Genomic DNA, 23813 nt, shown 5'->3' on the forward strand with positions numbered 1-23813 from the left:
GCACGCGCTCTCAGGCGGGGTCGAAGGTGACGACCGCGACCGGCTCTGACGTCGGCTCGGTGGAGCCGCCGACCGGCTCGATCGTCACTCCGGCCCCGACCGCCGACTCCACGTCGCCCTCCAGCACCATCGCGGCGCTGGAGACGCCGGGCGGCACCGTCCCGGCGGGAACCATCGACCCCGCCGCGTCCTGCAGCCACATCTGGTAGACCTGCCCGGTCTCCAGAGCCGGCAGGCCCTCGACCTCCACGGCCGCCTTGCCGAGGCGCAGCGAGCGGTAGACAGTGAGGCTGCCGCCGCCGGGCAGCGTCTGGCTGGCCCGCTCGGCGTCGGGCGCCTCGACGACCCGTTCGACGGCGGTGGGCTCGTCGGGGCGGTCCGAGGTCTGCCACACGATCCCGCCACCCACCGCGGCGACCGTGGCGGCGGCCGCCACCAGTGCGCTCCAGCGCCGGCGGCGCCGGGCCCGGTCGGTCGCCGGGGGGAGCGGGCGTACGACGGCCGCGTCGGCCAGCACCTGCTCCCGCAGGCGCGTCGGCGGTGTGGTCTCCGCCAGGGCAGTGAGGGCGGCGGCGGTCTCCCGGAAGCCCTCGACCTCGGCGCGGCAGCCGGGGCAGTCGGCCAGGTGCCGCTCGAAGTCGGCGCGCTCCTGGTCGTCGAGGGCGTCGAGGGCGTAGGCCCCCGACAGCGCGTGGATGTCAGTGCTCATCACGCCTCCACTCCCAGTGTGTCCCGGAGCCGGATGAGGCCGTCCCGGATCCGGGTCTTCGCCGTGCCGATCGGCAGGTCCAGCATGGTGGCGATCTCCGTGTGGGTGTAGCCCCCGAAGTAGGCCAGCGCGACGGCCTCGCGCTGGACCGGCGTGAGGGCGTCGAGGGCGCTCCGAACCCGGCGGGCCTCGAGTGAGGCCTGCGCGGCCTCCGCGGTCGAGTCGTGGCTGACCGGCTGGTTCCGCTGCTCGTAGGCGACGTCGCGGCGGGTGGCCGACTCGGCCGCCCGGACCCGGTCGACCGCCCGTCGGTGGGCGATGGTGAGCATCCAGGAGAGGGCACTGCCCCGCTCGGAGCGGTAGCGCGCCGCCGTACGCCAGATCTCGAGGAAGGCCTCCTGGGCGACCTCCTCCGCCTGCGCCGGATCGCGCACCACGCGCAGGCTGAGCCCGTGGACCTTGGGCGCCACCGCGTCGTAGAGGCCGGCGAAGGCGCTCTCGTCGCCCCGTGAGGACCGGCGCAGCAGGTCGTCGAGGTCCACCGACCCCGGCGGGCCGGGGTCGGGCACGCCGTCGGGGACGGACGGGACCTGGTCCACGGCTACTCCTCTCCGGCGGCGTCAGTGGTACGTCGGGCTGGCGGTCGCTCCCGCACCGGGTGCGCCAGCAGGGGTTCGGAGCGGTGGCCCGGCCGGATGGGTCGGGCGCGCGTAGGGGTGCGATCGGAAGGGCCGGAAACTTTCCTCGATCGGCCCCCATCCGGTCCGGCGACCGCTCCGAATCCCGGGTGACCAGAGGAACGACGGGGTCCGGGAGGGCGCCGCCGTCCGCAGTTTCGACTCGGAGGGACAGCACCATGAACCAGCGTCACCACGTCAGGATCGGCCTCGCCGGGCTCGCCATGGCGGCCCTGACCGGCACCACCCTGGCAGCGGCACCGGCGACCGCCACGACCGCCATGACCGAGCGCGCACAGGGCGACCGCAGCCTCGCCACCGTCCTCATGATGGACAAGGGCTTCGACCGCAACTGGCACGACTTCGACATCGTCGAGAAGGCCGTCATGAAGGTTCTCGCCGCCAAGCCCGACAGCCCGGTCGGCGTACTCGCCGACGGGAGCACCCGGCTGACCGCGTTCGTCCCGAAGGACGTCGCCTTCCTCCGGTTGGTGCGGGACCTGACCGGCCGGACCCCGAAGACCGAGCGGGGCACCTTCCGCGCGCTGCTTCGGGTGGCCGACGTCGACACGCTCGAGGCCGTGCTGCTCTACCACGTCGTCCCGGGCAAGACGCTCAGGTCGGGGAAGGTGGCCACGCTGGACGGCGCCTCGCTGACCACGGCCGGCGGCGGCACGATCACCGTCCGGGTCCGCGACGGCAAGGTGTTCCTGGTCGACCAGGACCGCAACGACCGCAACCCCCGCGTCGTGGTCGTCGACATCAACAAGGGCAACAAGCAGATCGGCCACGGCATCAACCGGGTGCTGCGGCCGATGGACCTCTGAGTCGGGGCGCCCAAGGACGCTGCCCGCCCTGTGCGCCAGGGCGGGCAGCGTCCTCGCTGCGTGCGTCACGGGCGATCAGGTGTCCCGCGCGTCGGAGTCGCCGGCGGCGTCCGTGCTGGCTGGCCCTTCCTCGGCGGTCTCGGGCGGTCCCTCGGTGCGGGACTCCTCCTCGTCGGTGGCGGCCATGATCGCGACGATGGCGGCGCGGTCCTCCGGGGAGGGGAAGCCCCAGCCGGGCTCGTAGCCGTAGACCTCGTCGAGCAGCCGGCCGCTGGAGAGGGTGTCGAGCACCTCCACCGACTCCGGCCCGATCAGGGCCGGGTGCTCGACGCCGCAGGACTCGGCGACCTTGAGCAGGTCCCGGCGCAGGGTCTTGACGTAGTTGGCGACGCGGACGGCCTTGAGGGCGGGGTCGAGGCCGTGGGCGAGCCAGGGGTTCTGGGTGGCGACGCCGGTGGGGCACTCGCCGGTGTGGCACTTCTGGGCCTGGATGCAGCCGACGGCGAGCATCGCCTCCCGGCCGACGTGGACCATGTCGGCGCCGAGCGCGAACGCCACGATCGCGTTGTCGGGCAGGCCGAGCTTGCCCGAGCCGATGAAGGTGACGTCCTCGTGCAGCCCGTGGCGAGCGAAGGTGGCGTAGACCCGGGCGAAGCCGAGCCGGAACGGCAGCGAGACCGCGTCGGTGAAGATGAGCGGGGAGGCGCCGGTGCCGCCCTCGCCGCCGTCGATTGTCACGAAGTCCACGCCCCGCTGGCCGTCCGCCATCGCCGGGGCGAGCTCCTCCCAGAAGCCGAGGTCGCCGACCGCGGACTTGATGCCGACCGGCAGGCCGGTCTCCTCGGCGAGCAGCTCCACGAAGTCGAGCATCGAGTCGACATCGTCGAACTCCGCGTGCCGCGACGGGCTCAGGCAGTCGACGCCCTCGGGCACGCCGCGGGTGCGGGCGATCTCGGCGGACACCTTCGGCCCGGGCAGGACGCCGCCCAGCCCCGGCTTGGCACCCTGACTGAGCTTGATCTCGAGTGCCCGGATGGGCGTCGTGGCCACGAGCTCCTTAAGCCTCGGCAGGCTGAAACGCCCCTCGTCGTCGCGGCAGCCGAAGTACGCCGTACCGATCTGGAAGATGAGCTCACCGCCGTGACGGTGGTGGGTCGAGACGGCGCCCTCGCCGGTGTTCTGCAGGCAGCCGGCGGCGGCCGCGCCGCGGTTGAGCGCGTCGACCGCGTTGCCCGAGAGCGACCCGAAGCTCATCCCGGAGATGTTGACGACCGACTCGGGGCGGAACGCGTGCCGGCGCCCGCGCGGACCGCCGAGGATCTTCGCCGACGGCAGCCGCGCCTCCTGCCCGACCCGGCCATGGGTCGGGTAGGCGCGACCGAAGGTGCGGTGGTGGACGATGACGTTGCCGTCGGAGTGCTCGAGGTCGTTGTCGGTGCCGAAGCCGAAGTAGTTGTTCTCCAGCTTGGCCGAGGAGTAGACCCACCGCCGCTGGTCGCGACTGAACGGCCGCTCCTCGTCGTTGCCCGCCACGATGTACTGCCGCAGCTCCGGCCCGATCGACTCCAGCCAGAACCGGGCGTGCCCGATGACCGGAAAGTTCCGCAGGATCGCATGGCGCCGCTGCGCCAGGTCGTGGGCCGCCACCGCGCCCAGGGCCGCGGGTACGGCGGCCAGCCACTTCTTGTTCACTCTTGGCCGTTACCCAGGGTGGCTGTTCGGGGCACTTCTCCGGCTGGTGGAATGCGCGGGGAATGCGCCGGGGCGCCGTCCTCGATGTCGAAGACGGCGCCCCGGTCGGCGTTGGTGCGCGGATCAGATGCCGCGGCCTCCGCGAGCACGGCCCAGGATGAACAGCACGAGGGCGATGATGGCCAGGACGATCAGGATGGTCCACAGCATGGTTCGACTCCGTTCGGATCGATGAAGCGGCCGAGCCGCAACTCTCTTGCCGGCGTACCCGGGAGGGTGCGCCGCTCGGCATCAGCCGGTCACCCACGGTGCCCGAGGGAGGTGTCGGCCAAACGGGCGTTGAAGGGCCGCCGCCACGTGGTGCCTGCCTCGGCCCGTACGCCAAACATCCGGGCTGCCGTCACCAAGTGAAGAGCAGGGCTCGCAGACCAGGTTCGCCTGCGGGCCCCGCTCATCGCAGCGCTAACTCGTGTGGCACAGCGGCGCGCAGACTGCGCACCCGTTGGCGCTGCTGTAGTACGCCTTCGCGGCCTGCACCGCGGAGGTGCAGCTCGAGTGATACCCGAGCTCCTTCCGGTTCCAGGCAGACGGCAGGCAGCCCTTGGTGGAGCTGGTGTCGTGGACCTCGTGGTCACCGTTCGGCTGGGCGTTGGTGTTGACGCAGTAGTTCGGCTGGACGAACCCCTTTCTCTTGGGACGAGAGATTGGCGGGGACCTCCGACACATTGAGAAGCTTGAGCAGTTCTAGATGGGGTTGCAGCCGCCTAGGTCGCTCTCATACGGCGGCAACTCGACGATGCCGAGTCAGGGTCGAGACCGTGGACAAGTTCCAGGGCAGGGATGCACCCCGTCGAGCTCGGTGCGTTCGTCGGGCTGTGCTTCCAGAGCCGTAGGGCCTGCGATTCTGTGAGACACCCGGTCCTGCTGTTTTTCCGGTGCCCGGACCCCTCGAGGCGGCACACTGAGCCCGTGGCACAGGGGAGGCCCCAGCGCGGGCCGATGGAGCGACTCGTCCGGCTGACGGCGGTGCTGTCGGAAGCGGGCGAGTCCGGCGTCGCGGCGGAGAAGCTGATGGCGGTTGCCGGCTTCGACGGCGACGCGGCGGCCGACCAGCTCGCGCGGGAGCTGGCGCACCTGCGCAGGCACGGCTGGCAGATCGACAACGTCGCCCCGGTCGGGATGCCGGCGGTGTGGCGGCTGCGGGTCGGCGACAGCCGGCTGCGGCTCCGCCTCGACGACCGCCACCAGGCAGCGCTCCAGCGCGCCGTCCTGATGGCCGACCGCCACGACCTGGTCGAGCGCCTCGGCCTGCCCCCGACCTCGCAGCCGCCGGAGGTCGACGCGAGCGTGCAGCAGAGCGAGTTGGGCGGCGCGCTGGGCGTGATCCTGCGTGCGGTGCAGCAGCGGGCGGTGCTCCGGTTCCGTTACGGCGGCAAGGTCCGCGTGCTCCACCCCGCGAGCGTCAAGCACCAGAACAGCCAGTGGTATCTCAGCGCCCGCGAGGACGGAGCCGATGAGATCAAGCACTTCGTCGTCGGGCGCATGAGCCAGGTGTCGGCGGACGAGCCCCGGACCGCCGACCGCGTCGAGCCCGTCGGGCGCCTTGCCCTCCACCCGCTCCGCTGGCAGGTCGACCCGCCCCTCGAAGTGGTCCTCGAGGTCGCGCAGGAGTTCGTGCCGGACGTCGTGCGGTGGCTGCAGGAGCCCAGCGCCCACCGCGAGGTCGCGCCGGGCGTCGAGCACCTCACGTACGTCGTCACCAACCGCTCCGCGATGCGGTCGCGGCTCTACCTGCTCGGCGAGCGCGTCCGCATCGTCGGCCCGGACGAGTTCCGTGCCGAGCTCATCGCCGAGCTCTCCGAGATGGCGGGGGTGTGAGCGTGCCCGCGTCCCCCAAGTACGTCGCCCGCATCGTCCGCCTGCTCGACGTCTTCGAGCAGCTCAAGGCGCATCCCCACGGCGTCCCACTGCGGCGGCTCGCCGAGGAGTGCGGCATCCCCGCCGACGAGCTGCGCGAGGACCTGCTCGCCTACTACACGGCCGACCCGGGCGACTGGCTGCTCGGCCTGACCCGGCGCCACGTCCTGGAGTGGAGCAGCTCGGACACCGATCCCGAGGACATCGACCCGCGCGACGCCGCCGTGGTGCGCCTCATCGACGAGCCGAGCGACCTGGGCGTCGAATACCTCTCGGCCGACGAGCTTGCTCTCGTCTACACGGCCGCCGTCGCCGCGCTCGACCTGGCTGGTCCAGACGGCGACGACCCGCTCGAAGAGGCGATCGACGTGATCGTCGACACGATGTTCGGCTCGGGCGGTCCGGCCGGACCGCCGGGTTGGCGGCCGCCGTACCTCGTCGACCTGCAGCGCGCCTCGACCGAGCGTCGCAAGGTGCGCATCGTGTACTCGAGGCAGTGGGAGGCGGGTGTGTTCGAGAAGGTGGTGGAGCCGTGGCGGCTCGTCCAGACGAGCGTGCGCGGCTGGGAGATCGATGCGGGGCCGGTCGGCGACAACGGGACGCTGCGGAGCTACCTGCTCTCCAACGTGCGCTCGGTCGAGGTCCTTGACGAGACCTTCGAGCCGCCTGGCGATGCCGACCGGCTGCTCGCCGCGCAGCGGCGGACGACGTCCGTGCGGATGGAGTTGCCGCACCAGGCGCGCTGGTCGCTGGACGAGTACGCCGAGTCGAGCGCCGTCATCGCTGATGCCGACGAGACCTTCATCGCCGACCTGGAGCTGCTCGAGCCGGTCGGCTGGCGGGTGGGGCTGCTGATGCTCGCCGGCGGCGATGGGACCCGGGTGCTGTCACCGGCCGGGCTGGTCAGCGAGGGACCGGCGCTCGCCCGGCGGCTACTCGACCACCACCGGTCCTGATATCATGTTAACCACTGATATCAGGAGGTCTGGATGGCCGCGATCACGATCCGCAACCTCTCGGACGAGACGCACCGCGCCTTGAAGGCTCGGGCGACCGCTCATGGCCGCAGCACCGAGGCCGAGGTGCGTCGGATCCTGGACGAGGCGGTCGCAGCCGGCTCCGGAGCCGGGTTCGGTACTCGCCTCGCGCGGGTCGCCGCTGACGTGGGCGGCTTCGACCTCGACGTCGAGCGTAACCGGACCGTCTCCGAACCGATCGACTTCTCGTGATCATCCTCGACACCAACGTGATCTCGGAGCTGATGCGTGCGACGCCGGATCCGTCGGTGGTGGCGTGGGCGGACAGGCAGTCCGAGGCCACGATCTTCGTCACCGCGATCACGCTGGCCGAGATCCGCTTCGGACTCGCGTCGCTGCCAGCCGGCCGGCGGCGCGCAGCGCTGAGCGCTGCGTTCGAGGACGGCATCCGGCCGACGTTCGGCACGCGCGTGCTCGACTTCGACGAGTCGGCGTCGCGGGCGTACGGGGAACTGCGGGCCGAGGCTCGTGCGAAGGGCGCGGCGGTCGGGGACGTCGATGCGATGATCGCCGCTATCGCACGAGTGCATCGGTGCGATGTCGCGACCCGGGACGTCGCCCCCTTCCGCGCGGCAGGCGTGCGTGTGGTCAACCCATTCGACGAGGGTTGACTGCCGGGCGCGGCGACGGCTGTCACCGCTCGGCCAGGTCGTGACGTGTTGGGGACGTGGCGACGGTTCACCTCGATCGCCGGCGTACGCATGAGAACGGCCGTAGGGGTGTGCTGCGCCGGCCGCCAGCAATCGCCCCGAGCGTTGGGGCCTGCGCGACCGCTTGCCGCGCAGGCCCCGGAAGTTCGCTGTCGACTATGTCGTTGTCGCGAGCCGACGCGGACCGATGCGTCCGGGCGCTACTTCAGCTGATACGTCACGCGGCCCAGATCGTCGCCGAAGCCGAGGCTTTCGTTGGCGACCAGCTCCACCGGGGTCGCCTTATCGTCGAGCTCGTACGCCATCGCGTTCTCAACGGTCCCGCCCTTCTTGATGTTCTCGGTCTGGCTGTCCAGGTATTGGTCGTCAGGGAGTGCGGCGACGTCCAGCTCGTTCTCTGCATTCGGGTTGTTGTCCTGGTACGCCGAGAAGTAGTAGATCCAATCCATCGGGGAGGTGTCCTTGTCAGTCAGGTTCGTGATCTTGTACCAGAAGGCGAGGACCGGCTTGTCGCCGTACTCGTTGCCCTTCTTGCCGACCGGAATCACCTTGTGACTGGTGATCACGATCTTCACGTCAGAGGTGGTGAGGACGCCGTCCTTGAACGTCGCTTCCGCGGAACCGGACTCGTCGGAGTCGGCCGGCCGGTTCGACGCCGCCGAGTCGGGCGAAGCCGCGACCGTGCTGCTCGGGACGTCGGCGTCGTCGCCATCGAGGGCCTCGTCGACGGCCTGGGAGAACGCGACGTTGATCAGAACCGCAAGGAGGACTGCGAGCGTTCCGAGCACAATTCCGGCGATGGAAAGGCCCTTGCCGGTGCCGACCTTCCTCGACTTGGCGAAGCCGACTGCGGCGAGGACGACCCCGAGGATGCCGAGAAGGATCCCGAGAACGTTCAGGATCGGGATCCAGCAGGTTAGAACGCCCAACAGGCCGAGCACGAAACCTGCGGTTGCCAGGCCGTTGCTGCCCTGGGGGGCCGTGATGGTCGCACCAGCAGGCGCGTCGGGAAAGTGCGGGTCAGACATGCTGTTCTCCGTCTAGTTGCGACTCGTCGTCGAGTCGGGCGCGGCCCGAGCCGCAGTCGTTGATTGCGAGGACAGGTGTAGTGAGGACCTCCGACAGAATCCCTCGGGAGGACGCTGAATCGGGTTCAACGAGTCGATTCGGTCCCGACGTGCCTTATGAGCGCGGCGCTGTTAGCGGCGGTCTGCGCGATCGCATGAGACGGCGTCGGTGGTCGCGCTGGTCCTGCAAGGCGCATGACGTGGTCGTCGATGGTGTCCTTCTGTTCCGCTCACAGCGACACCGGCCTTGTTAGCAGGTGGGGCTCAGGACTGGTCGGATTCGTCGGCCCGGGCATCCCGGAGTCGACGCGTCAACGATGTCACCGACTCCGTGGTGGCACGCCGCGCCTCCCGACTCAGCGCGACCGCTTGATGTCCGGCGGCTTGGGCCGTTTGTCGCAACGCGACCTTCGCCTCGGCCACGCCGGGCCGCGTGAGTTGCTTCTCGAGCTCAGGCAGATCGACGCGTGCGCTGGTGGCGAAGGACTCGACTTCGGTCAAGACGGTCGCGGACGCCCGCTCCATCGCCGACCGTGCCAGCGGCTGCAGTTCCAGGGGCCGGATCACTCGCACCGTGTCGACCTTCGACAGCGTCTGGGTCACGAGATCCGAGTCGAGCGCAAACTGCTTCCTCAGCGAGATCTGCGCGTCTTCGATCGCCGACTCGACGTGGGTGCGATCCGTCTGACGCACGCGCTCGATCCGCAGGTACTCCCACAGGTGCAGCGCCTGTTCGGCGACCAGGATCAGACGGAAGGCGGCCGGCGCCGCGCTGGGGTCTGCCAGGGCTGCGACTGCCTCCGCTCGCTTGGAGAGTGACGAATCGGGGGAGATATCCGCGACGCTGTGGGCGACGTACGCTCGGAGCGTCTCCAGTGCCTGGGCCAGGTCCCTGCCGGCGTCGGCGACGCTGTCCCAGTCGGCCTCGAGAAGGTGTCCCCGCTCTCGGGTTCGGCTCACGATGTGTTCGAGCGTCCGGTACGTCCCGACGACCTCTCCGACCTCCCGAGCCCGAACATGGCGTTGGATGTCGGAGACCTTCCGCTCGACCACCTCGACGGCCGCCTTGACGTCGGCGATCGCCGTCCGCAGCGCGAGTGACACAGCGGCCGACTGAAGTGCGAGCGCCTGCTCGGGTGCGAACGCGACCTCGTTGAACCTAAGCTGCCCAGCGAATCGACCGGTGTCCGCTCGGACGAACGCTCGGAGAGCGCCCGACTCGTCCAGTTGCGGGCCGAACTTCTCAAGCTTCGCCATGCTGTCCGCCGTGAGGCGGTAGCACTGTTCGCCAACCTGAAGTGCGGCGACACCGACAACACCGGCGGACGCACCGGAAACGATGCTGGATGTCGTCCACGGGCTCCCGACGGCGTCCCGGTCAGGGAACACCTCATGAAGCAACGTCTCGATGGTGGCTTCGGCGCCGCGCAGGTAGAGAAAGTCGCCGGCCACGGCCAAGTCGACCGCGTCGGTCGGGGGCACGTCGGGCTGCATGTCCTCAGCGTATTGAGGGAGCGCTTTACCGTCAGGCGTCTCCACGGTTTCCCCGCTTCTTCTGGTTGAACCGGCGTCGAAGGGCGGAGAGTCGCGTCCGAGCCGTCGACAGTCGCATCTCGTTCAAGTTGAGCGGAGGATCGAGCTTCGCGAGCACTTCGGTCTCCAGCGCGTCTAGAGCATCAGCGTCTTCGACAACCACCGTCCTAAGGCGGAGGTGGTCGTGCATCCAGGCCGTGAGCGCGCCCTCGTCGATTTCAGCGTCGCCCCTCGCGTTCGCGATCACGGACCCGAGGCTGAGCCGGAAGGTCGAGAACTCGTGCCGCCCGCCGAGGTGCATGCCCTCGATCCGTCCCCACAGCGTGTTGGTGGACTTCCGTCCGCTGCGGCGCCTGGTCGCCCCGGCGAGGCCGGCGTAGATCAGCCCCGGCTCGACCGGCTCGCCGAGGCCGTCGCTGAGGTCGACAGCGCCAGCCTCGTCGACCCACCAGCTGTAGAGGCCGGGATGCCGCAGACCTGCTCCGCCGGTCGCGAGGAACTCCGCCGGCGTCAGAGCTGAGCGGTCAGTGCCGAGGAGGGTGACCAGCTCATCGACCTCAGGCGCGGGCGGCGGAGGCGTGGGCGGGTCGCTGTCAGCCTCGTCCTTCCCGTACCAAGCCAGGCGCCGGCCCATCGAGAGTCCCTGCAGCGGCTCACGTACCTCCGCCCCCTGGGCGGCCAGCAGGTCGCGTATCGCGTCGACGTAGGCGGAACCTGCGTGGACCTCGATGACCCGTCCCGCCAAGGGACCGAACGCCTGGACAAGCAGCTCGACGACTCGGTTGCCCCAGGCTCGGCGGTAGGCGCGTGGGGTCTTCGACAGGCGGAGGTCATACGGCTCGATGACAGACGATGGGTCAACGAGCCCGTGCTCGGCCGAGAGGATGAACCACGGCGCGTCCGTGGCCTCGGCGTACGTGCGCTCCTTGGCGAACAGCGGCGAGTCGTAGAGGTCCTTCGCAGGTGCCGGGTGGGGCAGCTTCTTCCTGACGCAACCGACAAGGACGACGTCCGGACTCGAGGCGTTCATCGACGGCGTGGAAGGTCGAGGGACGGCTGTCGATGTTCCTCTGGGTTGGCGGCGTACGAAGGTCACTGATCGGCCCACGTGGACATCGATCGTCGTGAAGCCGGGCCAGCCGGTGCGGTCGCCCTTCCAGAAGGCGACGTGGTTGTATGCGGAGCGGGGGAGGCCGCCCACGAGGTCGTCCAGGTCGCCCCAGGCGATCGTGACTTGCTCATCTACGTCCGCCAGGCGTGCTCGGAGTGGGGACCAGTTCGCCATGCGAGACTCCGCCCGTCAACTCTTGCTGCTGATCCAGTCGGTCGTCGAGTAACCAGCGGGACGATCAGGATGGCTCTTCTCCGGCCGGCTGGCTAGCGGAACCCACGGCTTAAGGGGCCCGACGTTCGTGATCGGCTTCTTGAGTGCGTCGATCCGTTGGCCGGGCGTGAGGTGGGGTGTCCACGCCGGGGCGACCTTCCGGCGTCGGACCTTCACCGCCTTCGCGGCCTTCACCGTCTTCGAGCCTTGCGAACGTCGGCGTGCTGCTTGGTCGTCCTGCTTGGGGGTGTCGGGGCCGGACTTCGCAACGCCACGGCGCGACGGCAGACCGGAACGTGTCGCCTCGTCTTTGCGGCGGGCAACCGTGGTCGCTCCTCCCGCCCCACCCGTCGCCGGAGTCGAACGGCGGGTTGCTGGCTTCTTGCGCTTCGCACTCGGCGTACTCGGTGTCGGTTGCCGATCCTTCGGCGTCCCCAGCAGCACGGCCGCAACGCAGTCTTCAATCTCGTCCACGAATGCGAGAAGCGACCTGATGCCGCCGCCCTTTCGAATCTCGAGCCGCAGGGCGTCCTCGGGCCATGTTGCTGCGGTCCCAGGCGAGGCCGCCCAGTCGCGCGCATCGCCGAGTGGCGCTCCCCAGGACAACGCAAAGAGCTGCAACGTGAGCACCTCTGGTGAAGAGTCAGGTTGGAGTCGGTTCTCCGCCACGCGGCGCACGAGGGTTCTCACCTCAGGTCGCGCATGCCTACCCACCCGCTTGCGAAGCTCCTCGCCGTTCACATATCCGATCATGCTTTGCCGATCCGACACTTTGCAGAGATTCCCGCTCAGACCGACGAGCCCGAGACGCTGGGACCGCTCACCTCGTAGCGCTGTCCATCACCGCTGAGCCGGAGCTCGCCCTCGCGGACGGCAAACTCGAGCGCCGCATCGAGGCGAGCGAGGGCAGCCGCGGTCCGCCGCTTCCAGCCGAACAACGCGAGCGTCTCGGAGGCGAGCTCTGCCCCGGACATTCCCGCTGCGTCCCGACACAGGGCGACCATGGCGTTGCTCAGCTCGTGGAGTGAGAGGTGCTCGAGGGGACGGACCGGCTCCTCCTCGGTCCTGAAACCCTTCCACTCCCGGGGGGCCTTGTCCGGTGGCCAGGCGAAAGGCTCCTGGTCCTTCTGTAGTTCGGCGGGAATCTGGCGCACGATCGAGTCGATCCGATTCTGGGTCAGCTTCGTCAGCTCGAAACACGCCGCGACCTGACGTGCGAGGCGCTCGAAGTGGACCGGTCCTTCGGTCTCGACCACCTCCCGGATGACATGCCGGACCGCGTCCGCCTCGGTGCGACCGGGCAGCCCGTCAAGCACCCAGCGGCCACCAACCGGACGGGCCGTGAAGGCGGAGAACGACGTCTCGCCGGGGAGCGTCGTCGGCGCGGCAGGCAGCACACTGACGGATCGGATCGGCACATCAACCGTCAGCGCAGGAGCACTGACCGGTGCTGCAACTGCCGAGGCGCGGCTGGGAGAAGGGACGTTCGGTGACACGGACGCGCTCAGTGCGACCGGCCGTGCTGGTGGCTCCGCGATCCTCGCGTTCTTGGTGACTTCGAGGAGGCGCGCGACGACTCCCTCGGGATCAGCCAGCCAGGTTGGCATCCAAATGCGCTCGACGGCCGGCCAGTGCATCAGCTTGGCGAGCACGTCAACCGGCAGCCCGTCACGATCACCAACGGTTCGGCGGCGCGCCCAGCTCGGGCCGTCAAGGAGAACCGCGACGGCCGGTTGCTCCGGGTCCTCGTCCTTGAACAACGCGATGTCAACACGGAAGTCCGAGAGGCCCACGTCGGTCGCGACGATCAGGCCGGCGGCGCGGAGCCGTTCGGCGATCTGGTCCCGGTGGCGGTCCGGCAGCGCGGAGATCCGGCCCGACGACTCCAGAACGGACGCGCCCCGCGCGGCGACCTCCATGTAGGTGCGCAAGTGGGCGATGCCAAGAGACTGAGTCTGCTCGACGCGAATCTGCTCAGGCTCGAATGAGCTGAAGATGACGACCTGGCGGCGGGCGCGGGTCACGGCGACGTTGAGACGGCGCTCGCCGCCGGCGCGCGTCAGAGGTCCGAAGTTGAGCGGTAGGACACCCTTGTCGTTCACCGAGAAGGCCGTCGAGAACAGGATCACGTCGCGCTCGTCGCCCTGCACATTCTCGAGGTTCTTGATGAACAGTCCCTCACCGTTGGGGCCGTCGAGCGCCTCAGCGAGGCGGTCGTTGGCGTGGTCGCGGATGAGGCCTTCGATGTAGGTCCGCTGTTGCTGGTTGAAGGTCACGACCCCCAACGACGGGGCAACGTCCGGAGAGGCGTCGAAGCGGCGTGCGACATCCGCGACGATGGCATCCGCCTCGACTGGATTGGTGCGAAGGAGCTTGCCCTTGGCGTGGCGTTGGAAGGTGCCGTCGACGCGGACCAGGCTGATGCCACGCCCGGAGGCGAGGCGGTCGGCGGACGCCTTCACGGGCGCGGGGAAGGAGGAGAGCTTCGAGTCGTAGTAATGCACGTTGCTGAACGCGATCAGCGACTCGTCCTGGCTGCGGTAGTGCCAGGTCAGCCACCTCTGCGGCACGCGCGCATCGACGGCCTCCTTGAGGATGCTTTCCGCGTCGTCGACGACGTACGCCTGAGCCTCGTCATCGTCATCGCGGTCGGACGAGGACTCCGCGAACGCCGTGGGTGGCATCTGCTTGCTGTCACCCACGACGACCACCGAGCGGGCCCTGCCCATCGCACCGATCGCGTCTGCGACGCGGATCTGCGAGGCCTCGTCGAAGACAACCAGGTCAAAGGTCTGCGCGCCAACCGGGAAGAAGCGGGCGACCGAGTCGGGGCTGACGAGCACACATGGCATGAGTTGCACGATCAGGTCGCCGTAGTTCTGCATGAGCTTGCGTACGCCGAGGCCCCCGCGCTGCCTGCCGAGCTCTCTCTGGAGCTCTCCCACCCGGCCGCGGCCGCTTGCCGCCTGGAAGGGACGGGCCGAGAGCACGCGGCTCGGCACCACGCTCGTCATCAACCCGCGCGCGAGCGCGAGTGAAGAGGTGAACCGCGCGACGGTCTTGTCATGAGCCAGCGCGTCGAAGCCGTCCATGCCGACGGCCGTGCGCCGCTCCTGAAGGGAGGCCGCGGCCACTCCACGCTCGAAGGACTGGACAGCGTCGTCGGCGTCGATCTCGCCGTCCGCCAGGGCGGTCGCGGCGCCATGCATCCCGGCGGTGCGAAGAGGCTCCAGGGCTGCGTTGAACGCCACCCACCGCCTGAGAGACAGCAACTCGATGTCATCGAGCTGCCGGCGCGCCGACGACTGTTCCCAGCGCGCCACGAGCCCCATGGCGCCCGACCAACGGCGTACTTCCTCGGGATCCGCGGCCGTCGACGTCGAGACCGTGCCGAACGACTCGACCAGGGACCGAAGTGCGTCAACGGTCTCGGCCGGCACGGACCCACCTTGGGTGAGCCAGGTTCGGAGCGCGGCCGTGAACGGCCTGGCTGTGGCGGGGTCAACAGCGGTGCCTGCCGTCTGCAGCCAATCGAACTGCGCGAGCAGGGTCGCCTTCGCCGCCGGTTCGAACGGGTTCCAGTCCTCGGGAAGCTCGATGCCCTCGATCGCGGTTCCCCGACTGATCAGGTCGCAGACTCCGTCGCGAAGCTGTGCCAGGGCAGTCGTGAGCTCCAAGACCCGCCGCGGCTTCACGGTCGCGCCGGGTCGAATCGCCGGAGCAAGCTCTGCGGCGATCGCCTTGCGACGCCGTCCTCGGCTGAAGAGTCCCGCGGCCTCCGCAGCCCGGGCGTCGGAGTGGATGCGGTCGATCGGCAGGTCCAGCGCCGACGGGGTGAGTACGTCGAGGGCGGGGTGCGCCGCCGAGGTGAAGGCGTCCAGGTTCTGAAGGAACCGGTCACGGGCGGAGCGCCATGAGTCGGTCCGCGTCGCGTCCAACGCGCCGAGGGAGGCGGCGCCTCGGGCGAGTCGTTCGAGCGCCTCTAGGTCACTGAGGGTCGCGGCGGCGTGAAGCGGGTCCCGCAGAGCTGGCGTGGCTCGAAGCCGACCCAGCGCTTGGTCGACCTGCTGTCCGGCGTCACGGATGGCGCTGACCTGAAGGGGCTCGACCGACGTGAGACCGACGAATCTCCATGGGTGGTTGGCTGCGGGCCGCGCGAGGTCGGCGGCATCTGGGAGGTGACGCAGCGTCTCCGCCAGTTGGCGGTAGAGCGCCGGATCGGCGAGCACCGACGCCGGCACGTCGAGCCGCGGCCGATCCTCGCCCAGAGTCAGCAACTGGGTACGCGCTGAGTAGAAGGACAACCCCACGGGGTTCTTTTCGTGGAGTCGGTCGGCATATCGCGCGAGGACCCGGCGGCTGGAGCGGAGGTCCTCCTCGTTGGATGCGAGTCCCTGTTCATCGAGTGCGACCGCGTGGTCGAGCGCTTGCTTGATCTGGGCCCTGACAACAGCAGGCTTGGAGGCCTTGTCGTGGAGATCCAGTGAGAATATGCCCATGCCGACGGCGTCCAACCGGGACGACACAACGTCGAGCGCTGCGCGCTTCTCCGCGACGAAGAGGACTCGTTTGCCCTCGGCGACAGCGCGAGTGAGCAGGTTGGTGATCGTCTGGGACTTTCCGGTGCCTGGCGGGCCCTCGAGCACGAACGTCCGACCGGCGACTGCTTCCGCGACCGCCTCCAGCTGCGATGCGTCCGCTGCCACGGGACTGACGGCGTCGAGGGCATCCAGGTCCACTGACTGCGGGGCCGGCGTCGGGTCTTCGTACGGCTCGACAGGCGTTTCAACCAGGTGTTTGACCAGGGAGTTGGCCATCAGCGCCCGCCAGTTCTCGTCCAAGTCTTTCCAGAGGCGGAACTTGGCGAACTGCAGGATCGACAGGTCGGCAGTCTCCTGGACCCGCATCGGGAGGCCCTGCTCGGCGATCGCGAGTCGCGTCGCTTCGAGCGCGGCTGGGATGTCGATCCCCGAGTTGTCTTCGACGGGGTTCGCCAGACCCGGGATCTGAAGCCCGAAGGTGGTGCGCAGCTTCTCCAACAAACAGAAGTTCGGGGTGCTGCCACCGCTCTCGTCGATCGCGATCCGGTACGCCGAACCTCGCGAGAGCGCCGTCAAGCGCACCGGGATGAGTATCAGCGGCGACCGAAGCTGGCGCCCGTCGAGCGACCAAGTGAGGGATCCGAGCGCCAGGTAGAGGTTGTTGGCTCCGGTCTCCTCTTCGAGTGTGCGGGCCTTGTAGGCGATGCCGCGCATTCGTGTCAGGTACGCGGCATCGGTCACGTTCGTGAAGAGACACTGCTTGTCGATGACCAGCTGGCGGATCCGCTCCTCGGGCAAGGTGGTTGCATCCGCGATGCCTCGGCTTCGGTCGATCTCGTCGATCTGGTCGACCGGACGCAAGGTGATCGGCTTCTGCGCGCTGATCAGGTCTTCGACTTGTCCGATCATGCTCTCGGGCACGCGCAGCCGGACGCCGGCAGTATCCGTGTAGTTGATCAGCCGGTTGCGCAGGCTGAGGTCGAGGAGCGAGTTCTTCCACTGCTGGATCCGCGTTGGTGCATCGTCGACCGCCGCGGCAGACGGGCGGTCGCCGACGTACTCGATCACGAGCTTGCGGTCCGCAGCGCTGGCAGGCTGATACTCGACGATCTGGACGGTCCCGTCGTTCAGAATCCGTCGTGACGGGAGGGGGAGGATGCCGCTCTGGCGGGCTTGAACGACGTCGACGACGGCTTGGACCACCGTCGGGTCCGCGATGTGTTTCGCGGCGGCGCCGTGCGTGTCCGGGAACCGGGCGTTGTCGTGGTCGTCGGTGATCATCGTCGTCTCCACGAGGCGGATCACGCCGACATCGAGAAGATTCAAGAGGTCGTCCGCGTCCGCGTACATGACCGCGTCGAGCGAGCCTTCGACGCGCCAGTATCCGATGAACGCGTGGCCCCTGATGACCCACAGCAGGGGGCGGACTCCGGCTTGCTCGAGAGCCGCGGCGAGCGTGACCGATGTGTCGAGGCAGGTGCCCAGCCCACCTTCCAGCACCTCTGCCGGTGTCCGGATCTTCTGCCCCTGGTCCGCCCAGCTGGCGGGCGGTTCGGCGTACCGCACCGAGCGCGCCCGCGCCGCCTCCCAGATGGAGCCGACGATCGCGTCGATCCGGTCAGAGTCACCGCTCTGGTAGCCGTCGAGTGCTGAGCGCCCGGTCTGCCGCTCCAAGTGAACCGTGGCTTCGCCCAGCAGGGACGAGATGGCGGGGTCATTCGGCATGACGTAAGCCGCCAGCATCTCCATGGCCAGCCCGGAGGGACGGGACTGCCACTGGTTGCCAGCGAGGATCAACACGTCCTTTCGCGCTTGCGCGATCGGCTGGCCGTCGACGATGACGGAGACGATCACCCAGCCAGGGCGGCGTTCCTTGTTCTGCAGAAGCGCGGCTGGGTCGAGTCGAACCGCTGGTTCAGGAATGTTGACGACCTGCTCGGCCGCGAGGTCGACGACGCGCGAGTACGCATGCGAAACCGGACCTTCGTCGTCGCAGATCTCGATCTTCAACTCGGCGCCGCGGTGGTCCTCAGAGGTCGTGAGTGCGACGTCGGTGACGACGTTTCGTTGATTGTGTGCGAGGGCGTAGCTGATTGCCTCAAGGGCCGAGAACGAGATCGAGACTGTCACCAAGGCTCCTTGGGCTTCGGGTGGGAACGCCAAGTCGGACAGCGTTCGCGACGGGGAACATCAGACGGTAAAGGAGAGGGCCGAGACGGTTGGGGCGAATGGGCAAAGGTCGTCTCTACGCGAGCGCGGCACGACGCGCCGCGAGTCGATGCTCCATGGCCTCGACGGCAGCCTCAAACGCATGTTCTGTGACGATCGGTATGCCGTAGCTCCGCGCCTTGGCTGCTTTGCCGCTCAGCGAGTCGGGATCGGAGGCGACGACCACGCGCGTCGACTTGGTGACCGTGCCGTGCTCGAGTCCGAGCGCGGCGATGCGTTCGACCCACGCGTCACGCGAGGTTGAGAGCTCGCCGGTGAACACCACGCGATCGCCGGCCTCCAGGTGAAGCGCCGGGAGCTCGAATGGCGCTGCGGCCTCCTTCGCCTCGCGCACGATGTGCTGCGCTTCCTGGACCGGGATGGAGAGCGCGGCCGACACCTGGCTGAGCTGCAACAACTCGGCGTCCGAGAGCACGCCATCCGCCCATGCGGCTCCGGCCAACGCGGTCAGGTACACCCGATGCACCTTATCCAGCTGCTCCCGAGCCAGGCCGAACTGCGCTGCCACGCCGACAAGATCGTCCTTCTCGTGTTCGGACAGGTGTCCGTCGAGGAGTGCGCGCTCCAGGACGTCGACGTACGCCTCGATGGCGGTGTCCTCGATACGTGGCATTGTTGATGTGATGCGGTCGAGCCACGCGTCCTGCTTCGCGTCCGTCGGAGGTCGGTCGGCCATCGGGATTGGCGCCAGCTGCCCGTACGGCGGCCAAGCGTGTCGTGCCGCAGCGAGCAGGACGCTTCCCCACGGCGGTCGTGGCCCAGCCGCTCGCAGGTAGTAGGCGAGCAGCTCTGCCGTGGCGACCGCGTCCCCCAAGGCAGAGTGCGCCTGGCCGTGAACGATGCCCACGGCACGGCAGCAGTCGCCGAGCTTGCGGGAAGCCCCGCGAACGAAGTGCCGTGACCACTCCATCGTGCACACGGCCGGGATGCCGGCGGCGACCGGAACGCCTGCGCGATGGAACTCGTGCTCGAGGAAGGTGACATCGAAGCGGGCGTTGTGAGCCACGACGGTCCGCCCTGAGAGCGCCCGCAGCAAGTGAGGAATGATCTGGGCGAATGTCGGCGCGCGGTGGACGTCGCTGGCGCGAATCCCGTGGACGTGCGTGGCGCCCATGTCGCGTCCCGGGTTGATGAGCGTGCCCCAGCGTTCTCCGACCGTGCCGTCGGGATCGACGTAGACGACGCCGACCTCCACGACGCGATCATGCTTCTGTGGCGAGAATCCAGTGGTCTCGAAGTCGATAACCGTGTAGCCCGTCATGAGCGCTCCTGCGGGATAGCCGAACAGTGCGCCAGAAACGTAAAGCGGAGCGCCGACATAAGTGACGCGAATGCTGGAAGTCGCGTTGATGACGTACTCATTGCGAACCTCAGGCTCACGGACGACGCCGGGAATCCTCGAGGCGTTCGCGCCACTCGCGCGGTGGCGGATGCACGCGCGGCGGGTCGTGCCCGGGGCTGAGGTTCATGCCATGCGGCGTCGACGATGCGATCGAGGTCGCCGACGACGAGGTGGTGCGGCTGCTCGACGACGAAAGCTGGCAGTCCGGCCGGGTCGCCCTGATCACTTCTGGCTCGCGGCACTACACGCAGGAGAGGCAGCAGGAGCAGGACGGGCAGCGGGGCTACTGGGCGACGTATTTCGAGGTCGCCGAGGCCCTCTACGGCCGCGTCCTCGGATGCAACGGCCTCCGTGCTGGGCCTCAACCAGGACGGCACCCGCGACTGCGCGCGGGAGAGGCTGTACATCGGCATGTCACGTGCGACCGACGCACTCGTGATCGTTGGCGATCCGGAGGTGGCCACAGTAGTCGGCGGCCCGGAGGTCGCGAAGCGGCTCGGGGTGGTCTGACGGCGATGCTCCACCTGCGCCAACTGCGGGTCGTGCCAAACTTTCGCGTAACGCTCCGCTGTGTCTGTCCGGCGCCTTAATGTCCTGCCGTGACCCGTCGATCCCACGATGATCTTTCGCCCAACGAAACGGGGTCGCGCCGGCTCAGGCGGCCCGTCGCCCTAGCCGGAGTCGTCGTAGTGGCGCTGGTCGCGGTTGGTGCTGCGATGGGCACCGACGGTCTCGACGCCGCCTACGACTGGGTCGCCCAAGTCGACAACCCAAAGACAGATGCCGACGGGGATGGGCTTCCTGACGCGGTCGAGGTGTCCGGCGTGACGACAGAGGCTGGTGACACGTTTGTCACTAACCCCAAAGCGGCCGACAGCGACAAGGATGGCCTGACCGATGGCGAAGAGGCAGGCGCGCTGATATCGGCAACCGAGACGCGCCCGGTGTACCGCGGCGTCTCGGATCCCGGGTTGAAGGACTCCGACGGGGATCGAGTCACCGATGGCGACGAGTACTTCCTGGGGACAGACCCGCAGTCTGACGACAGCGACGGCGACGAACTGCTCGATGAAGACGAGCTCGACTTCGGCTCCGACCCGCTCGTGGACAACGCGGACGGCGACGCCTACTCCGACAAGGAGGAGAGGGAGCGCGGGTCATCCCCTATGGCGTACGACCAGCGCGGTTGGCGCGCCGCGCTCAACGCCGCACTCGGGGCGCTGAAGTTCACGCTCGACGGAGCGGACAAACTTTCCGGCGGCGGAAAGGTGAAGGCAGCGGCGAAGGCGATTGGCGCGGCCAAGGCCGCTGGGGTGGCCGCTTCGATGGCCTGGGACGCCGTCGCGAGTCGGGGCTGGTCCGCCTTCGACCAGGACAGGCTGCTTGACGAGCTGTTCGGCGATGACTTGGACAAGCTCGGCGAGACCCTGGAGGGCGGGAAGAACGAGTACGTCGCGTACGTGGGCCGGACGCCTGACGGCACTGTCGCCTACGTCGGGATCACCGACGACTTCAAGCAACTGACCGCCGATCACGGTGGTTTGAACGACTTGAGTGTCGTCGGAGGGGTTGACTCGTTGCCGCTGGGCCAGGCAAGAGCACTCGCGGAGGCGGTCATCAAAGGCGAACACGACCGCATGGATGACAGCGGCCTTGCAAATGCTCGGCACATGATCGACCCCGCCAGCAATCTCTACGCGCCAGCGATGCAGTGGGGTGGAGAGCAGCTTTCGAAGACCGGCTTCGAATGGTGACCCGTTCCTCCATGCCGTTCGGGAGCCCCGCGCAAGTGGGATCGGCACCTTTAGACTCGGGAGACAGGGTGGTGGAGATCGGCGGCTAGCTGTCGCATGGTCGGAATGACCGGTGGCCATCCACTCGTCGTAGTTGCCCAACTGGACGGTCGCACCCTCCGCCCACGCTGCGGGGATGAAGGCGTGGGCAATATGGAATCTGCGCTCGCGCTTCCACTGGTGGTAGAGGGTGGGTCGTCCAAGGCGTTGTGGTCGCCCCGTGCATCGGCGTACGCACTGACCAGTCCTAGCGTAGCGAGCATGGCCGCATTCGATTCTTGTGTGCCCGCACAAGCGTGCTCAATCGGGGCGTTACGTCGCCCGCTATGACTATGGAGCCATCCGTCGTTGGGGGCACCTCGGCGACGACGCGCGCGGTCTGAGAGGCGCAGGACGGCAGTCTCGGCCCATTCGGCTCCTGACGCCCACACGGCGAGCACGACGAAGCCAATCGGTCCACCCGCCTGCGCCGGCAGCAGCCGCGGCTTCCGCAGGGCGCGGTAGCGGCGCGACGCGCCACGGGTGTTGGGCGAGCACGGCGAGGTGCTTGGTATGCCCGGGTTTCTCGCCCGCGAGCTCTATGACCGCGGTGAGCTCGCGGGTCTAGTCTAGTGGTGGGCCGAATGGTCCGGCCTCACTGACGACCGCGACATCGAAGTTGAGAGCGCGGAGGTGGGGGTACTTGTGGTCGAACCGCTCGCAGCAGTTTCAGACGACGAGACGCACACACGGGCACTCTGGCGGCAATGTCCGACACCGTGCCGTTCCAGCGCGGCCTCAGCAGGGCGCGTCGCTCGGCAGCACTCACAGCGCTGCGCTGGTGCACGCGCCACGCGGCCCCCTCTACTGCTCCCGCACCCCGAACGTGAAGGCGACATCCCAGGGGAACAGTTCCTGCCCGACGACACCTTCGGCGAGGTAGTAGGCCGCCATGTCGATGGCCTCCTCGGAGACGGGAGCGCTGATCGAGGCATCGGAAGACCCCGGCCGAGCGTGGGGCTCCCAGAGCTTGCTGCCTTGCGGCACAGGAGAGACCTCGATGGTGGAGAGCTGCCGGTCCTGGTCGTCGACGTGGAGGGCGAAGAAGGCGTACGGCTCCATGGGGGCGTCCCAGCCGCCGACCTCGATGACGAGGTACTCGAACGTCGACGCCACGTGGCGCACCGCCTGGTTAATCGCGCGGGCGAACTCCTGCGGCGCGTCGTTGCGCACCTCGCCGGCCGGGGCGAGCCGGACGAACTGCGGCTCGAAGGAGAACTCCTCACCGGCCGCCCGGTCGGGGAAGCGCGGCTCGAGCAGGAGCATCGCGTTCTCGTCGTCGAGCAGCGCCACCTCGCGGAAGCGGTTCTCGCCGCGCTCGGCGCGAGCGAGCACGCCGGTGCCCTGGGCCGCCACGAGCAGCGCCTCGTCCGGCACCGACCACAGCTGGGTGCCCTTCTCGGTCCAGGTGCGGAGGAGTCCGCCGACGCAGGGGCTGAGCTGGGCGGGGACCAGCGAGTCGCCGGCGTTGAGGTCGGTCACGGCTCCACGCTAGGCCACCGGCTCCGGCGTACGCGCGGGGGAGGGCGCTGGCCAGCGGTGGGTACCGCCATGAGGTGCGCCCGGCGCACGTCCCGATCCGACGCCGAGAGAGGACGCCATGAGCCAGACAGGCGACACCAGCCCCGAGAAGCCCGACCCCGACGCCCAGCGCGAGGAGATCGCCGAGGTGCAGGAGAAGCTCGATGCCGAGGCCGACGGCGAGGGGCTGGCCGCGGAGGCCGGCTCCGGCGAGGAGATGGGGCTCGCCGAGGGCTGACCCTCAGCCCACGACCTGACGCCGGTCGTCCGGCAGGCGCCGGGTCAGCCGGGCGCGGTCGAGGTGGTCGAGCAGGGGGAGTACGACGCGTCGGCTGGTGCCGAGCCGCTGTCGGGCCTCGCTCGTCGTGAACGGCTGCGGCAGGTCCGCCAGCCACTCGGCCGCCTGCCGGTCGGCGCCCGGCAGCAGCACGATCCCCGGGGCCACCCGCAGCAGCTGGCCGGCCTTGGCTGCCGCCGCGCACGACCGGTCGTCCAGCCCCAGCTCGGCCAGCCGGTCGGCGGTCGGGGCGGCGTACGGCGCCTCGGCGAGGTCCCGCTCGATCGCCTGCACCGCCCGCTCGATGTGCGGGGGCAGCGACGGCCGTGCCTCGCCGGCCACGACCCGACCCTCGTGCAGCCGCAGGGGCGGGCGCAGGCCGGCGACCACCAGCTCCGGGACCGGCAGGCCGAGCCGCGCGGCCAGCGCCGCCGGCGGCACTCCACAGTCGAGGGGATGGGCCGCGTCGTGCTCGGCCACGGCGTCGCGGAGCGCGGCGGCCACCTCGTCGGCCCGACGCCCCGACATCAGCCAGTCGGCCGCGGCGACCGTGCCGTCCGGCAGCGCCTCGGTGGGCACGCCGATCCGGTGCAGCAGGTCCGCGGCCACCACGCCGCGCCGCTCCAGCTCGGAGGCCA

At 69.1% G+C, this 23813-nt stretch carries 19 protein-coding genes; 8 read left to right on the forward strand and 11 right to left on the reverse strand.

The genetic code is table 11. The annotated features are described in order from the left end of the window. Positions 1-10: 10 nt before the first annotated feature. Both VGE38_RS11670 and VGE38_RS11675 read right to left on the reverse strand, forming a co-directional pair. Positions 11-709 (reverse strand): anti-sigma factor, encoded by a 699-nt coding sequence (locus VGE38_RS11670; protein ID WP_331142716.1) that lies wholly within the window; start codon positions 707-709, stop codon positions 11-13. Then, positions 709-1308 carry an ECF RNA polymerase sigma factor SigK gene (locus tag VGE38_RS11675; protein ID WP_331142717.1) on the reverse strand — a complete coding sequence of 200 codons (600 nt, stop codon included), beginning with the start codon at positions 1306-1308 and terminating at the stop codon, positions 709-711. Before VGE38_RS11675 ends, VGE38_RS11670 begins: the two co-directional genes overlap by 1 nt. Before the next feature lie 257 nt (positions 1309-1565). On the opposite strand from VGE38_RS11675, the gene VGE38_RS11680 reads away from it, so the two are divergent. Continuing rightward, positions 1566-2213 (forward strand): fasciclin domain-containing protein, encoded by a 648-nt coding sequence (locus tag VGE38_RS11680; RefSeq protein WP_331142718.1) that lies wholly within the window; start codon positions 1566-1568, stop codon positions 2211-2213. 75 nt (positions 2214-2288) lie between these two features. Here VGE38_RS11680 and VGE38_RS11685 read toward each other — a convergent pair whose 3' ends face one another. After that, a complete protein-coding gene (locus VGE38_RS11685) occupies positions 2289-3905 on the reverse strand; it encodes an FMN-binding glutamate synthase family protein (RefSeq protein WP_331142719.1) in 1617 nt (538 codons plus the stop codon). A gap of 969 nt (positions 3906-4874) precedes the next feature. Here VGE38_RS11685 and VGE38_RS11690 point away from each other — a divergent pair. The 4 genes from VGE38_RS11690 to VGE38_RS11705 are packed head-to-tail and all read left to right on the forward strand — an operon-like array spanning position 4875 to position 7470. Then, the gene (locus VGE38_RS11690; protein ID WP_331142720.1) at positions 4875-5783 is read left to right on the forward strand and encodes a WYL domain-containing protein; all 909 of its coding nucleotides are present in this window, start codon (positions 4875-4877) and stop codon (positions 5781-5783) included. 2 nt (positions 5784-5785) lie between these two features. After that, a complete protein-coding gene (locus VGE38_RS11695; protein WP_331142721.1) occupies positions 5786-6778 on the forward strand; it encodes a helix-turn-helix transcriptional regulator in 993 nt (330 codons plus the stop codon). A 33-nt stretch (positions 6779-6811) separates the two neighbouring features. Then, positions 6812-7051: a FitA-like ribbon-helix-helix domain-containing protein gene (locus VGE38_RS11700; protein WP_331142722.1), complete on the forward strand. Its 240-nt coding sequence runs from the start codon at positions 6812-6814 to the stop codon at positions 7049-7051. After that, positions 7048-7470, forward strand: coding sequence for a type II toxin-antitoxin system VapC family toxin (locus VGE38_RS11705; protein ID WP_331142723.1), 423 nt, complete (start codon positions 7048-7050; stop codon positions 7468-7470). Before VGE38_RS11700 ends, VGE38_RS11705 begins: the two co-directional genes overlap by 4 nt. 239 nt (positions 7471-7709) lie before the next feature. On the opposite strand, the gene VGE38_RS11710 is transcribed toward VGE38_RS11705, so the two are convergent. The 6 genes from VGE38_RS11710 to VGE38_RS11735 all read right to left on the reverse strand — a co-directional run bounded on the left by VGE38_RS11710 (position 7710) and on the right by VGE38_RS11735 (position 19464). Beyond that, positions 7710-8537, reverse strand: coding sequence for a DUF5067 domain-containing protein (locus VGE38_RS11710; RefSeq protein WP_331142724.1), 828 nt, complete (start codon positions 8535-8537; stop codon positions 7710-7712). Positions 8538-8840: 303 nt separating this feature from the next. Continuing rightward, on the reverse strand, positions 8841-10070 hold the full coding sequence (locus tag VGE38_RS11715) for a hypothetical protein (RefSeq protein ID WP_331142725.1): 1230 nt from the start codon (positions 10068-10070) through the stop codon (positions 8841-8843). A 31-nt stretch (positions 10071-10101) separates the two neighbouring features. Continuing rightward, complete coding sequence (locus VGE38_RS11720; RefSeq protein ID WP_422656613.1) at positions 10102-11394, reverse strand: DUF6884 domain-containing protein; 1293 nt, start codon at positions 11392-11394, stop codon at positions 10102-10104. Positions 11395-11409: 15 nt separating this feature from the next. Beyond that, positions 11410-12186 carry a hypothetical protein gene (locus tag VGE38_RS11725; protein ID WP_331142727.1) on the reverse strand — a complete coding sequence of 259 codons (777 nt, stop codon included), beginning with the start codon at positions 12184-12186 and terminating at the stop codon, positions 11410-11412. Positions 12187-12221: 35 nt separating this feature from the next. Continuing rightward, positions 12222-18104, reverse strand: coding sequence for an anti-phage protein ProA (proA, locus tag VGE38_RS11730; RefSeq protein WP_331142728.1), 5883 nt, complete (start codon positions 18102-18104; stop codon positions 12222-12224). A gap of 115 nt (positions 18105-18219) precedes the next feature. After that, positions 18220-19464 (reverse strand): exonuclease domain-containing protein, encoded by a 1245-nt coding sequence (locus tag VGE38_RS11735; RefSeq protein ID WP_331142729.1) that lies wholly within the window; start codon positions 19462-19464, stop codon positions 18220-18222. Between the two features lie 432 nt (positions 19465-19896). Here VGE38_RS11735 and VGE38_RS11740 point away from each other — a divergent pair, with 432 nt between their 5' ends. Continuing rightward, positions 19897-20055, forward strand: coding sequence for a hypothetical protein (locus VGE38_RS11740; RefSeq protein ID WP_331142730.1), 159 nt, complete (start codon positions 19897-19899; stop codon positions 20053-20055). An 89-nt stretch (positions 20056-20144) separates the two neighbouring features. After that, a complete protein-coding gene (locus tag VGE38_RS11745; protein ID WP_331142731.1) occupies positions 20145-21299 on the forward strand; it encodes a hypothetical protein in 1155 nt (384 codons plus the stop codon). A gap of 882 nt (positions 21300-22181) precedes the next feature. Here the strand turns inward: VGE38_RS11745 and VGE38_RS11750 are convergent. After that, positions 22182-22859, reverse strand: a complete 678-nt coding sequence (locus VGE38_RS11750; protein ID WP_331142732.1) for a hypothetical protein — start codon at positions 22857-22859, stop codon at positions 22182-22184. Between the two features lie 118 nt (positions 22860-22977). Between VGE38_RS11750 and VGE38_RS11755 the strand changes: the two genes are divergently transcribed. Then, positions 22978-23136 (forward strand): hypothetical protein, encoded by a 159-nt coding sequence (locus VGE38_RS11755; protein ID WP_331142733.1) that lies wholly within the window; start codon positions 22978-22980, stop codon positions 23134-23136. Positions 23137-23139: 3 nt separating this feature from the next. Here VGE38_RS11755 and VGE38_RS11760 read toward each other — a convergent pair. Then, positions 23140-23813: SelB domain-containing protein (locus VGE38_RS11760; protein WP_331142734.1), on the reverse strand; the 674-nt coding region annotated here is incomplete at its 5' end.

The sequence above is a fragment of the Nocardioides sp. genome (assembly GCF_036405735.1).
Lineage (GTDB): Bacteria > Actinomycetota > Actinomycetes > Propionibacteriales > Nocardioidaceae > Nocardioides.